This is a genomic window from Teichococcus wenyumeiae (genome assembly GCF_003696345.1).
Lineage (GTDB): Bacteria > Pseudomonadota > Alphaproteobacteria > Acetobacterales > Acetobacteraceae > Pseudoroseomonas > Pseudoroseomonas wenyumeiae.
In genome coordinates this window covers 168,750-181,381 of the sequence record NZ_RFLX01000001.1, presented here as the reverse complement: position 1 = coordinate 181,381, position 12,632 = coordinate 168,750, and the positions used below count along the sequence as shown (strand labels likewise).

Sequence of the window (12,632 nt, the reverse complement as noted above, 5' to 3'; positions counted from 1 at the left end):
CTCAGGCCGGGAAGAAGCGGTTGGCCGGGCGCGGCAGGCCCAGGTTCTCCCGCAGGGTGGTGCCCTCGTATTCGCGGCGGAAGATGCCGCGCCGTTGCAAGGCCGGCACCACCTTCTCCACGAAATCGTCCAGCCCGCCCGGCACGTGGGAGAACATGATGTTGAAGCCGTCGCAGGCTTCCGCCTCCAGCCATTGCTGCATCTGGTCCGCGATGCTCTCGGCGGTGCCCACCATGGCGGAACCGGGATAGCCGCCCAGCCGCTGCGCCAGTTGCCGCACCGTCAGCTTCTCGCGCTCCGCCAGGGCGATCACCCGTTCCCGGCTGCTCTTGCTGGCATTGCTGGGCGGGATTTCCGGCAGCGACCCATCGGGGTCGAAGCCCGAGGCGTCATGCCCCAGCGCGATGGAGAGCGAGGCCAGGCCGCTTTCGTAATACACCAGGCTGTCCAGCGTGGCCCGCTTGGTGCGCGCATCCTCCTCCGTCTCGCCGATCACCACGAAGCAGCCGGGCAGGATCTTCAGGTGCGAGGGCTCGCGCCCCAGCGCCGCCATGCGGGACTTCACGTCGCGGTAGAAGCTCCGGCCATCCTCCAGCGTCGGCGTCGCCGCGAAGATCACCTCCGCCGTCTCCGCCGCCAGTTGCCGCCCGGCCTCCGAGGCGCCGGCCTGCACGATCACCGGCCAGCCCTGCACCGGCCGCGCCACGTTCAGCGGCCCGCGCACCTGGAAGAACTCGCCCTTGTGGTCCAGCACATGCAGCTTGGCGGGGTCGAAGAACAAGCCGCTCTCCACGTCACGCGTGAAGGCATCGTCGGCCCAACTGTCCCAAAGCCCGGTGACGACATCGAAGAACTCGCGGCCACGGCGGTAGCGCTCGCCATGCTCCATCTGCTCCGTCTGGCCGAAGTTCAGCGCCGCATCGGGGTTGGAGGTGGTGACGATGTTCCACCCCGCGCGCCCGCCGCTGAGATGGTCCAGTGAGGCGAATTTGCGGGCGATGTGATAGGGGTCGTTGAAGGTGGTCGAGGCCGTGGCGATCAGCCCGATATGCTCCGTCACCGCCGCCAGCGCCGGCAGCAGCGTCAGCGGGTCAAAGGAGGTGACGGTGTGGGAGCGCTTCAGCGCCTCCATCGGCATGTTCAGCAACGCCAGATGGTCCGCCATGAAGAAGGCGTCGAACTTCCCGCGCTCCAGCGTCTGCGCGAAGCGCTTCAGGTGCGCGAAGTTGAAGTTGGCGTCAGGAAAAGCGCCGGGATAACGCCAGGCGCCGGTATGGATGGTGGTGGGGCGCATGAAGGCGCCAAGATGCAACTGCCTTGCGGCCATGGGATCTGTCCCCTTCGGTCGAGGGAAATCTTTGGCCCAGGCCAAGCCGAGGCAAGGCCAGGGGAATGAATTCCCCTGGAACCCCTTCTTTTTTCTTCGAGTTCATGGATAAAAGGTCACGAAAACGCCGGCCTCAGTCGCCCGACGCACCCGAAACTGGGAAAAAGAAAGAAGGGGGCCTGGGGGAATTCATTCCCCCAGCCTTGCTTCCTAAACCGCTTCCCGCACCGTTGCGCGCAGCTTGGCTTTCTGCAGCTTGCCGGTGGAGGTCTTGGGCACCTCGCCGAACACGATGCGCTTGGGTGCCTTATAGCCGGCGATCTTGGTGCGGGTGAAGGCGATCAGCTCGGCCTCGGTGGCCTCGGTATCCGGACGCAGCTCGACGAAGGCGCAGGGCACTTCGCCCCATTTCTCGTCCGGCATGGCGATCACGGCGACAACGGCCACGGCGGGGTGGCGGTAGAGCGCTTCCTCCACCTCGATGGAGGAAATATTCTCGCCGCCGGAGATGATGATGTCCTTGGCGCGGTCCTTCACCTGCACATAGCCGTCCGGGTATTTGACGCCCAGGTCGCCGGTGCGGAACCAGCCGCCGGCCAGCGCCTTTTCCGTTGCCGCCGGGTCCTTCAGGTAGCCTTTGGCGACCATGTTGCCGCGCATCACCACCTCGCCCATCGTGGTGCCGTCGGCGGGGACGGGGGCGTCATCGGGGCCGAAGACATCCAGTGCCTCCAGCGTCACGTAGCGCAGGCCCTGGCGGGCCATCAGGGCGGCGCGGGTGGGGCCGTCCTTGGCGTCGTCCTCGGGCTTCCATTCATTGACCACGGCGGGGCCATAGCATTCGGTCAGGCCATAGATATGGACAACGGTGATGCCGGCATCGGCGGCCTTGGCCAGCACGGCCTCGGGCGGCGGGGCGCCGGCCACCATGAAGCGCAGCGGGCCAGGCAGGGCGGGGCGGTTCGGCGTGTCCAGCAGGGTGGAGAGCACGATGGGCGCGCCACACATATGCGTCACGCCATGGGTGGTGATGGCCTCCCACATCGCGGGGCCACGCACCGCGCGCAGGCAGACATTGGTGCCGGACAGCGCCGCCACCACCCAGGGAAAGCACCAGCCGTTGCAATGGAACATCGGCAGGGTCCAGAGATAGGTCGGTGGCCCCGCCATCTGGCAGGCCAGGATATCCCCGATAGCCGAGAGATGCGCGCCGCGGTGGTGATAGACCACGCCCTTCGGCCGCCCGGTGGTGCCGGAGGTATAGTTCAGCGCGATGGCGTCCCATTCATCGGCCGGCAGGGGCCAGGCGAAGTCCGCGTCGCCGGAGGCCAGCACCGTCTCGTAATCCTCGCCGCCCAGGGTGTGGGGGAAGGGGGCCTCGGGGTCGTTGACCTCGATCACCGGCGGCTTGTTGCTGGTGAGTGCCAGGGCGGCTTCCAGCAGCGGCAGCAGCTCGCGGTCCGCGATCACCAGCTTGGCCTCGCCGTGGTCGAGGATATAGGCGATCGTCTCGGCATCCAGGCGGATGTTGATGGCGCCCAGCACGGCGCCCGACATCGGCACGCCGGTGTGGCATTCCACCATGGCCGGCGTATTGGGCAGCAGCACCGCCACGGTGTCGCCGCGCCCGATGCCGCGCTGGTTAAGCGCGGAGGCCAGTTGCACGCAGCGGTCGCGGTGCTGCTTCCAGGTCCAGCGCTGCGCGCCATGGACCACCGCCACGCGGTCCGGGAAGGCGGCTGCGCTGCGCTCGGTAAACAGCAGCGGCGTCAGCGGCACATGGTTGGCCGGGGTGCGCGGCAGGGCGTCGTAGTCGCGCGCGGTCATCAGCGTCGCGCCCCGGTCTGCTGGCGGGCGGCGCGGCGCCCGGCGTGAAGGGCCGGGCCGTCGATCTGATGCGGCATTCTTGTGTATTCTCCCTGGCTTGGTGCCGGCCGGTGCGGCCGGGCGGTGCTTTTCCCGCAAGTCTGTCACGGGGCAGGGCGCCGGCGCCAGCCCCACACGCAACCGTCAGCCGCTCAGCCCGGCGGCGCTGGCGGCGCGAAGACGCTGACACATTTGGGCAGCAGCCGGAACATGGCGGGCGTGGTGGCGGTCAGCTCGCCATCCGTGTTCACCGGCATCGGCCGCCGGGTGGCGACGGCGCAGGACAGGGCGGGAAAGGCACGCACGTCGTGCCATTGCCCCTGCGTGCCGCGCCGCAGGTAAGGCAGCAGCGCCAGCAGCCGCCACCAATGGTCGACCTCCAGGCTGTAGATATCCAGCTTGCCGTCGTCCGGCGCGGCGTCGCTTTCCACCGTCATGCCGCCGCCATAGTGGCGGCCGTTGCCCACCGAGATCTGCACCGTGCGCACCTTGCGCACCCGCCCGTCCTGCGTGATCCAGGCGGTGAAGGGGCGGATGCGGCGCAGCAGCCGGAAGGCGGCGATGGCATAGCCCAGCTTGCCCCAGCGCTTCTTGGCCTCCGACCGCAATTCCCCCGCCAGCTCGGCGCTGAAGCCGATGGAGGCGACATTGAAGAAGGGCTTGCCGTTCACCTCGCCCAGGTCGATGCGCCGCAGATGGCCGTCGGCGATGACCCGCGCCGCATCCACCAGGTCCGGCCCGATGCCGAGGGAGCGCGCGAGGTCATTGGCGGTGCCGAGCGGCAGGATGCCGAAGGGCAGGCCGGTCTCCAGCAGCGCCGGCGCGGCGGCGTTCAGCGTGCCGTCGCCACCGCCCAGCACCACGGCGGAAAAGCCTTCCCCGGCGCGGGCGCGGATCGCCTCGGCGGTGGTCTGGCCGGGGGGGCAGCGATGTTCCTCCACCGCGATGCCGCGGATGCGCAGGACGGCGAGCGCCTCGTCCAGCGCCGCGCCGCCGTTACGGGCTTGGCGGTTGACCAGCAGCAGCAGGCGGCGCGGCGGGGTGGTCGCGGGGGGGAGTGGCAGGGGGGCGGTCTCCATGGGCCGTCATCCGGCGGAACCGAAACGCTCCAGCCGCCCGGCGGATGCGGCAACCCCTGCCGGGCTGTCGCGTCTTGCCCAGGAAAGTGAAGGAAAAAGCAGCCATGGCATTCCTCGGTTGGCGCCTGCGCGGCCTGGCCAGGGCCATGCCCCGCGGCAAGCTGCACTGGCGGCAGTTTTCCTGGGCGCAGTTCGTGCTGCTGGCGGCGGTCTTCGCCTGCGCCGGCGGCCTCTTCGCCTTTGTGCGCCTGATCGGCGAGGTGGGGGAAGGCGATACCCATGGCTTCGACCAGGCGATGCTGATGGCGCTGCGCAACCCGGCCGACCCCGCCGACCCGCTGGGGCCCTTCTGGCTGGAGATCATGTTCCGCGACTTCACCTCGCTGGGCAGCCACGCGGTGCTGGCGCTGATCTGCGTCCTGGCCTCGGGCTACCTGCTGCTGCAGCGCAAGCTGCTCTCGGCCGGGATGCTGTTGGTGTCCTTCGGCGGCGGAGCGGCGCTGAACAGCCTGCTGAAGCTGGGCTTCAACCGCCCGCGCCCCGACCTGGTGGCGCATCTGGTGGAAACCCATACCGCCAGCTTTCCCAGCGGCCATGCCATGCTCTCCGCCGTCTGCTACCTGACGCTGGGCACGCTGCTGGCGGGGGTGGCGCGGCGGCGGCGGGACAAGGTCTATATCCTCGGCACCGCCGTGGCCCTGATGGTGCTGGTGGGCTTCAGCCGCGTCTATCTGGGCGTGCACTGGCCCACCGACGTGCTGGCGGGCTGGTGCCTGGGCGCCGCCTGGGCCATGGGGTGCTGGCTGGCCCTGCGCGGCATCCTGCTCTGGCGCAGCCGCCGGGCGGCCCGGGTGTAATTCGCGGGGGTAGATGGATGGCCTTGCAAGCTGGGATCCGTCATGTATGGTAGTATGCAAACCGGCGGTAAGCCGGTCCCATCTGCCGGAGGACGTGTCACAGTGAGCCTGCAAGAGGTTCTGGAACCCCTTGACCCCATGGAGCAGGCGGGCCCCGTCGGGCTGACCATCGCCGCCCTGCTGCGCCGCAAGATCGTGACCAACCGCCTGACGCCGGGGCAGACGCTGCCGGAAAGCGAGGTCGCCGCCCTGCTCGGCGTCAGTCGGCAGCCGGTGCGGGAAGCCCTGATCCGCCTGTCCGAAGCCGGCCTAGTGCGCATCCTGCCACAGCGCGGCACGCTGGTGACACGCATTTCCGTGGCCGGCGTCAATGGTGGCCGCCTGGTGCGGGACGCGGTGGAACGCGCCGTGGTGCGCCGTGCCGCGATGGCCGAGGCCGCGCCTGGCGCCCTGGACGCCATGCACCGCATCATCGATGCCCAGGAAGCCGCCCTGGCGCGGGAAGACCACCCCGCCTTCCTGGCACTGGACGATGAGCTGCACGGCAGCTTCGCCGCCCTGATGGGCCACCCCGCCGCCTGGACCGCCCTGGCCCAGGTCAAGCTGCAGATGGACCGGGTGCGCTACCTCAGCATCCCCGATGCCACGCCCAGCCAGCTGCTGATCGCGCAGCACCGCGCCATTGTCGCCGCCATCGCCCGGCACGACCCCGATGCGGCGGAGGAGGCGATGCGCCAGCACCTGTCCGAGGTGCTCTCCGCCCTGCCGAAGCTTTGCGAACGCTTCCCCGACCATTTCGAGACGAAAGAGGCTCCATGACCGCCGCCGCCTCCCCCCGGCTCAGCGCCGCCAGCCTGGACAGCCTGCCCGCCGGAACGCGCCGCCCCGGCTATGACCGCGCGGCACAGGGCATCGGCATCGTGCATCTGGGCCTCGGCGCTTTCCACCGCGCGCATCAGGCCGTCTATACCGACGACCGCCTGGAGGCCGGCGAGACCGGCTGGGGCATCTGCGGCCTCAGCCTGCGCTCCCCCGCCGTGCGGGAGGCGCTGGCGCCGCAGGACGGGCTCTACACCGTGTTGACGCGCGGCCCCGGCGGCGACGAGGCGCGCATCATCGGCAGCGTGCTGGAAGCCCTGACGGTGCCGGAGCAGCCGGACCTTGCCCTGGCCCGGCTGGCCGACCCCGCCACCCGCGTCATCAGCCTGACGGTAACGGAAAAGGCCTATTGCCGGGACAGCAGCGGCGCGCTGGACGAGCGGCACCCGGATATCCGCCACGACCTGGAAGGCCAGGGCACCCCGCGCAGCGTGCCCGGCCTGCTGGCCGCCGCCCTGCGCCGCCGCGCCGGGACGGGCGCCGGCGCCGTGACGCTGATGACCTGCGACAACCTGCCCGACAATGGCCGGACGCTGGAGCGGGTGCTTCGGCGCTTCGTGGAACTGCGCGACCCCTCCCTGGCCGGCTGGATGGCGGAGAACGTGTCCTTCCCCGCCACCATGGTGGACCGCATCGTCCCCGCCACCACCGATGCCGACCGCGCCGCCATCGCCGCCCTGGGCTACGAGGATGCCTGGCCCATCGTGGCCGAGCCCTTTTCCCAATGGGTGATCGAGGACCGTTTTATTCGCGGCCGCCCGGAATGGGAGAAGGCCGGGGCGCTGATGGTCGAGGACGTGCATGCCTATGAGCTGATGAAGCTGCGCTGCCTGAACGGCGCGCATTCCTCGCTGGCCTATCTCGGCAGCCTCGCCGGCATCGAGACCGTCTCGGAAGCCATGGCCGAGCCGCTGCTGGCCGATTTCCTGAAGGTGCTGTGGGTGCGGGACGTCATCCCCACCCTGCCGCCGGTGCCGGGCATCGACCTGCCGGGCTACACGGCGCAACTGGAGGACCGCTTCCGCAACCCCGCCATCCGCCACCGGCTGCTGCAGATCGCCATGGACGGCTCCCAGAAGCTGCCGCAGCGCCTGCTGCGCCCCGCCGCCGAGCGGCTGGCGCAGGGCGAGGTGCCGCGGCGCATCGCCCTGGCCGTCGCCGCCTGGATGCTCTTCCTGCTGGGCGAGGACGAGACCGGCGGCAGCCACAGGATCGACGACCCGATTGGCGAGAAGCTTTCCGCCATCGCGCGCGGCGCCGGGCGAGATGCGGCGGCGCTGTCGCAGGCGCTCTTCGCGCTGCCGGAGGTCTTCGACCCTGCCTTGGCGGCGCATGAGGGCTTCCGCGCGGCGGTGCGGGAGGCCCTGGCGCTGCTGCTGCGGGACGGCGTGCGCGGCGCCCTGCGTGCCACCCTGGCGGCCTGAGTTTTCACGCAAGGAGAAGAACGATGGAACAGACCTGGCGCTGGTTCGGCCCCGATGACAGCGTGACCCTGGAGCATGTGAAGCAGGCGGGCGCCACCGGCATCGTCTCCGCCCTGCACCACATGAACCAGGGCCGCGCCTGGCCCGAGGACGAGGTGCTGAAGCGCAAGAAGATCATCGAGGATGCCGGGCTGCGCTGGTCCGTGGTCGAGAGCATCGCGGTGCACGAGGACATCAAGACCCGCACGGGCGACTTCCGGAACCTGATCGACCAGTACAAGGGTTCCATCCGCGCCGTGGCGCGGGCGGGCGTGAAGACCATCTGCTACAACTTCATGGCCATCACGGACTGGACGCGCACCGATCTGCATTACCGCCTGCCCACCGGCGGGCTGGCGCTGCGCTTCGACTGGACCGACATCGCCACCTACGACCTCTTCATCCTGCGCCGTCCGGGTGCCGAGGCCGATCACCCCGAGGCCCGCCGCAAGGCCGCCGAGGCGCGCTTCGCCACCATGTCGGACAGCGACAAGGCGAACCTTGAGAAGCTGATGATCGACTGGCTGCCGGCCCGCGAATTCGTCTATGACCGCGCCGGCTTCCAGAAGATGCTGGATATTTACAAGGATATGGGCACCGAGGGCCTGCGCGACCACATGATCCAGTTCGTGCGCGAGGTGGCCGAGACCGCCGCCGAGGAAGGCGCCCGGATCTGCATCCACCCCGACGATCCGTCCTTCCCGATCTTCGGCATGCCGCGCGTCATGTCCACCGCCGCCGATGCCCGCGCGTTGCTGGAAGCCGTGCCGAACCCCGCCAGCGGCCTGACCTATTGCACCGGCGCCTTCGGCAGCAACCGCGACAACGACATGCCGGCGATGGCCAGGGAATTCGGCCCGCGCATCCATTTCGCGCATCTGCGCAACGTGACGATCGAGGATGACGGCTCCTTCTACGAGGCCGACCATCTCGATGGCAGCACCGATATGCTGGCCTGCGTCGCCGCCCTGATGGCGGAGGAAGACCGCCGCCGCGCCGAGGGCCGCGAGGATGCCGAGATCCCGATGCGCCCCGACCACGGCCACCTGCTGGTGGACGATATCGAGAGCGTGAAGAAGGGCGCCAAGATCAACCCCGGCTATTCCTGCATCGGCCGTCTGAAGGGCCTGGCCGAGCTGCGCGGCGTGATGCGCACCGTGGAAGCCTTCCGCCACGGCAAGCTGAGCTGAAGCCGGAAGCATGGTGGCGGCGTTATGCCGCCACCATGCAGCGCCACCCCATCCGCATCGGCACCGCCGGCTGGAGCATCCCGGCCGCCCATGCGGCCCATTTCCCGCCCGAGGGCAGCCATCTGGCGCGCTATGCCGCCCGGCTGCCGGCGGCCGAGATCAATTCCTCCTTCTACCGCCCGCACCGGCCCGCGACCTATGCCCGCTGGGCCGAGACCGTGCCCGAGGATTTCCGCCTCGCCGTGAAGGTGCCGAAGGAGATCACGCACGCGCTGCAACTGGTGGGGGCCGAGGCGCCGCTGGAACGCTTTCTGGGGGAGGTGCGGTCGCTGGGCCCGAAGCTCGGCCCGCTGCTGCTGCAATTGCCGCCCAGCCTGGAATTCCGGCCCGAGGTGCTCAACGGCTTTCTCGACACGCTGCGAGCGCGCTTCGATGGCCCTTTGGTCTGCGAGCCACGCCATCCTTCCTGGTTCACCGGGGAAGCCGATGCGCTGCTGGCCACGCGCGGCATCCCGCGCGTGGCGGCCGACCCGCCGCCGGCACCCGGCGCCGCCCGCCCTGGCGGGGCCGCTACCCTTCGCTACTGGCGGCTGCATGGCTCGCCGCGCCGCTATTACTCGCCCTATGTGCCGGAGCGTCTGGACCGCCTGGCGGCGCTGCTGCGCGAGGCGGATGCGGAAAGCTGGGTGATCTTCGACAACACCGCCGAATTCCACGCCGCCGGCGATGCGCTGTCCCTGATGGCGCGGCTCATGCCCTGACCATGCGGTGCTCCAGCAGGTCCAGCAGCGCGCGCGCCGCCGGGCCGGGCACCGCGCCGCGCCGCAGCACCACGCCGGTCGCGCGCTCGATCTTCGGGTCGGTCAGCGGCCGTGCCACCAGCACCGGGTGCGGGTCGCGCGGCAGCGCCAGGCGCGGCACCACCGCGACGCCCAGCCCGGCCTCCACCAGCCCCAGGCTGGTGGAAAGGTGCTCCGCCTCATAGCGCCAGTTGGGCTGGATGCCGCGCGGCAGCAGCGCACGGTCCAGGATCAGCCGGTTGCCGGAGCGGCGGGAGACACCCACCAGAGTCTCGTTCTGCAGATCCGCCCAGCGCAGGCTGCGCTTCTTCGCCAATGGGTGATCGCGGCGGCAGGCGAGCACAAAGGGGTCGCGCCGCAGCGGGCGGAATTCCACTTCCGGATGCACCGCGCCTTCCATGCCGATGCCGAATTCGACGCCGCCCGTGGCCACCGCATCCGTCACGCCATCGGCTGAAAGATCCATGACGCGCACGCGGACATTGGGAAAGCGCCGCGCGAAATCCGCCAGAGTCGCCGGCAGGAAGTAATAGGCGGCGGTGGGGATGCAGGCGATGGTCACCAGCCCGCGCCGCCGCGCCGCCGTTTCCCGAATGCCCAGCAGGCTTTCCTCCAGCTCATCCAGCAGCCGCCGCGCGCGCGGCAGGAACTCGCGCCCCGTCTGCGTCAGCGCCACGCGGCGGGTGGAACGTGCCAGCAGCGCCACGCCCAGCTCGTCCTCCAGCGCCGAGAGGCGCCGGGAAACGGCGGGCAGGGACAGGTGCAGCGTTTCCGTCGCGCGTGTGAGGCTCTGCGCCTCCGCGACGGCGACAAAGGTGCGGAGCTGGTCGAGGTCGATGGCCATACTTGTGTCCAACGCAAGAATACCTCCGATCTTTGCACTTCAGTATCGGTGTGATCCAGCGCAGAACGGGGCCAACAACACGGAAACGGCCATGCAAATCCGCATCCCCTGTGTCCTGATGCGCGGCGGCACCAGCCGCGGCCCTTACTTCCTGGCGGCCCATCTTCCGGCCGAGCCCGCGGCGCGCGATGCGATGCTGCTCGCCGCCCTCGGCTCCCCGCATCCCTTGCAGATCGACGGCATCGGCGGTGGCAACAGCCTGACCAGCAAGGTGGCCATCGTCGGCCCCTCGGCCGAGCCCGAGGTGGATGTGGAATACCTCTTCGCCCAGGTCTCCACCGACCGGGGCGTGGTCGATACCAGGCCCAACTGCGGCAACATGCTGGCCGGCGTCGGCCCCTTCGCCATCGAATCCGGGCTGGTGACGCCGCAGCATCCCGAGACCCTGGTGCGCATCCGCAACCGCAACACCGGCGCGCTGGTGGATGCGGTGGTGCAGACCCCGGGCGGGCAGGTCACCTATGACGGCGAGGCCAGCATCCCCGGCGTGCCCGGTACCGCCGCGCCCATCGCGCTGCGCTTCCGCCATGTCGCCGGCAGCAAGACCGGCGCGCTCTTCCCCACCGGCCATAGGGTGGAGGAGATCGACGGCATTCCCGTCACGCTGATCGACGGCGCCATGCCGATGATGCTGGTGGAGGCCACCCGTCTCGGCACCGAGGCGACGCTGGCGCCGGCGGCCATCGAGGCCAATCCGGTGCTGATGGCGCGGATCGAGGCGCTGCGGCTGGAAGCCGGCCGCCGCATGGGCCTGGGCGATGTTTCTTCGAGTGTCATTCCCAAGCCGGCGCTGCTGGGGCCAGGCACGGATGGTGCCACGGTCACCGCCCGCTACCTGACGCCGCATGCGGTGCACAGCGCCATGGCGGTGACGGGGGGCATCACCCTGGCCATCGCCACGCGGCTGCCGGGCACGGTGGCGGCGCCGCTGGCGGCGGATGCGGGCGAGGATGTCCGCATCGCGCATCCGGCTGGCACGCTTTCCATCGGCCTCTCGCTGGAAGGCGACACGGTGCACTGGGCCAGCGTGCTGCGCACCGCCCGCCGCATTTTCGAGGGCCACCTGCTGCTGCCGCGCCCGGCCTCGCCGGCTGCCGCGCTGCCGCTGGCGGCCGAATAATCCCGTGTTGGTTCAAGCAAGCAAGGAAATGTCCGCCATGAAGCGTCGCCACCTGTTGCAGATGCTGGCCGCGGCCCCGCTGCTCTCCGCCCCCACCGTGCTGCGCGCGCAGGAGAACTGGCCGCAGCGGCCGATACGCCTGCTGCTGGCCTATGCGCCCGGCGGCGGCACCGACAATGTCGCCCGCGTGCTGGCGGCGCGGCTGCAGGCCCTGCTGGGCCAGCCCGTGGTGGTCGAGAACAAGCCCGGTGCCGGCGGCAATCTCGCCACCGAGGCCGTGGCCGGTGCCAAGCCCGATGGCTACACGCTGCTGATGGGCAACCAGGGGCCGATGACGGTCAACCAGTCGCTCTTCCCCAATATGCGGGTGGACCCGTTGGCGGCGCTGGACCCGGTGGCGCTGGTGGCCGATGCGCCGCTGGTGGCGGTGGCCGGCCCCGGCACCAAGGCGCGCAACCTGAAGGACCTGCTGGAGGAAGCGCGCAAGCTGGACGGCCAGCTCAGCTATGCCTCGGCCTCCAATGGCTCGGCCAGCCATCTGGCGGCGGCGCTGATGTTCCAGATGGCGGGCATCGAGGCGCAGCATCTGCCCTTCCGCGGCGCGGGCCCCGCGCTGAACGACGTGGTGGCCGGCCATATCCCCTTCATGGTCACCACGCTGCCCTCCGTCGCCGGGCTGATCCAGGGTGAACTGGTGCGGCCGCTGGCGGTGACGGGCCATGCGCGCATCGCCGCCCTGCCGGATGTGCCGACGGTGGCCGAGGCCGCGCTGCCGGACTACAATGCCTCCGCCTGGTACGGCATCCTGGCGCCCAAGGGCACGCCGGAGCCGATCCGCGCCAAGCTGGCCACCGCCATCGCCGATAGCCTGACCACGCCGGATGTCGAGAAGCGCTTGCAGGAAGAAGGCGCCGTGCCCTCCCGCATGGGTGGCGAGGCCTTTGGCAAGTTCATGGGTGCCGAGCGGACGCGCTGGGCCAAGCTGGTCAGCGACGCCAAGATCGTCGTGGATTGAGGCCAGCAGCCGGAAGATGGGCCAAGGGGGCGCCGCCCCCTTGGAACCCCCGCTGGGGTGACAGTGTCACCCCAGACCCCGCCATTCCTTTGCGGTGGCATGGCGGTTCCGCCGAGGGACATGGACCCTTGG

The 12,632-nt window shown here is 70.0% G+C and carries 11 protein-coding genes; 7 read left to right on the top strand and 4 right to left on the bottom strand.

Annotation, left to right across the window (positions count from 1 at the left end):
* Window position 1: 1 nt before the first annotated feature.
* From EBE87_RS00875 to EBE87_RS00865, 3 genes are all read right to left on the bottom strand, one after another.
* On the bottom strand, window positions 2-1,327 hold the full coding sequence (locus EBE87_RS00875; protein WP_120637766.1) for an LLM class flavin-dependent oxidoreductase: 1,326 nt from the start codon (window positions 1,325-1,327) through the stop codon (window positions 2-4).
* 210 nt (window positions 1,328-1,537) lie between these two features.
* On the bottom strand, window positions 1,538-3,154 hold the full coding sequence (locus tag EBE87_RS00870; RefSeq protein ID WP_120637767.1) for an AMP-binding protein: 1,617 nt from the start codon (window positions 3,152-3,154) through the stop codon (window positions 1,538-1,540).
* Window positions 3,155-3,345: 191 nt separating this feature from the next.
* Window positions 3,346-4,272: a lipid kinase gene (locus EBE87_RS00865; protein ID WP_120637768.1), complete on the bottom strand. Its 927-nt coding sequence runs from the start codon at window positions 4,270-4,272 to the stop codon at window positions 3,346-3,348.
* Between the two features lie 104 nt (window positions 4,273-4,376).
* Between EBE87_RS00865 and EBE87_RS00860 the strand changes: the two genes are divergently transcribed.
* From EBE87_RS00860 to EBE87_RS00840, 5 genes are all read left to right on the top strand, one after another.
* A complete protein-coding gene (locus EBE87_RS00860) occupies window positions 4,377-5,129 on the top strand; it encodes a phosphatase PAP2 family protein (RefSeq protein WP_120637769.1) in 753 nt (250 codons plus the stop codon).
* 102 nt (window positions 5,130-5,231) lie between these two features.
* Window positions 5,232-5,948, top strand: a complete 717-nt coding sequence (locus EBE87_RS00855) for a GntR family transcriptional regulator (RefSeq protein WP_233560001.1) — start codon at window positions 5,232-5,234, stop codon at window positions 5,946-5,948.
* A complete protein-coding gene (locus EBE87_RS00850) occupies window positions 5,945-7,432 on the top strand; it encodes a mannitol dehydrogenase family protein (protein WP_122139822.1) in 1,488 nt (495 codons plus the stop codon). Before EBE87_RS00855 ends, EBE87_RS00850 begins: the two co-directional genes overlap by 4 nt.
* A gap of 23 nt (window positions 7,433-7,455) precedes the next feature.
* Window positions 7,456-8,661 (top strand): mannonate dehydratase, encoded by a 1,206-nt coding sequence (uxuA, locus tag EBE87_RS00845; protein ID WP_120637772.1) that lies wholly within the window; start codon window positions 7,456-7,458, stop codon window positions 8,659-8,661.
* Window positions 8,662-8,696: 35 nt separating this feature from the next.
* Window positions 8,697-9,422, top strand: a complete 726-nt coding sequence (locus EBE87_RS00840; RefSeq protein WP_120637773.1) for a DUF72 domain-containing protein — start codon at window positions 8,697-8,699, stop codon at window positions 9,420-9,422.
* Here the strand turns inward: EBE87_RS00840 and EBE87_RS00835 are convergent.
* Window positions 9,412-10,317, bottom strand: a complete 906-nt coding sequence (locus tag EBE87_RS00835) for a LysR family transcriptional regulator (protein ID WP_233559999.1) — start codon at window positions 10,315-10,317, stop codon at window positions 9,412-9,414. The genes EBE87_RS00840 and EBE87_RS00835 overlap by 11 nt on opposite strands.
* A 79-nt stretch (window positions 10,318-10,396) precedes the next feature.
* On the opposite strand from EBE87_RS00835, the gene EBE87_RS00830 reads away from it, so the two are divergent.
* Window positions 10,397-11,485, top strand: a complete 1,089-nt coding sequence (locus EBE87_RS00830; protein WP_120637775.1) for a 4-oxalomesaconate tautomerase — start codon at window positions 10,397-10,399, stop codon at window positions 11,483-11,485.
* Between the two features lie 37 nt (window positions 11,486-11,522).
* Window positions 11,523-12,500, top strand: a complete 978-nt coding sequence (locus tag EBE87_RS00825; RefSeq protein ID WP_233553144.1) for a Bug family tripartite tricarboxylate transporter substrate binding protein — start codon at window positions 11,523-11,525, stop codon at window positions 12,498-12,500.
* Window positions 12,501-12,632: the final 132 nt, after the last annotated feature.

Bases quoted from the DNA above. Each gene is read 5' to 3' on its own strand.
- EBE87_RS00875 (WP_120637766.1), bottom strand. From the start codon at position 1,327: ATGGCCGCAAGGCAGTTGCATCTTGGCGCCTTCATGCGCCCCACCACC.
- EBE87_RS00870 (WP_120637767.1), bottom strand. From the start codon at position 3,154: ATGACCGCGCGCGACTACGACGCCCTGCCGCGCACCCCGGCCAACCAT.
- EBE87_RS00865 (WP_120637768.1), bottom strand. From the start codon at position 4,272: ATGGAGACCGCCCCCCTGCCACTCCCCCCCGCGACCACCCCGCCGCGC.
- EBE87_RS00860 (WP_120637769.1), top strand. From the start codon at position 4,377: ATGGCATTCCTCGGTTGGCGCCTGCGCGGCCTGGCCAGGGCCATGCCC.
- EBE87_RS00850 (WP_122139822.1), top strand. From the start codon at position 5,945: ATGACCGCCGCCGCCTCCCCCCGGCTCAGCGCCGCCAGCCTGGACAGC.
- uxuA (WP_120637772.1), top strand. From the start codon at position 7,456: ATGGAACAGACCTGGCGCTGGTTCGGCCCCGATGACAGCGTGACCCTG.
- EBE87_RS00840 (WP_120637773.1), top strand. From the start codon at position 8,697: ATGCAGCGCCACCCCATCCGCATCGGCACCGCCGGCTGGAGCATCCCG.
- EBE87_RS00830 (WP_120637775.1), top strand. From the start codon at position 10,397: ATGCAAATCCGCATCCCCTGTGTCCTGATGCGCGGCGGCACCAGCCGC.
- EBE87_RS00825 (WP_233553144.1), top strand. From the start codon at position 11,523: ATGAAGCGTCGCCACCTGTTGCAGATGCTGGCCGCGGCCCCGCTGCTC.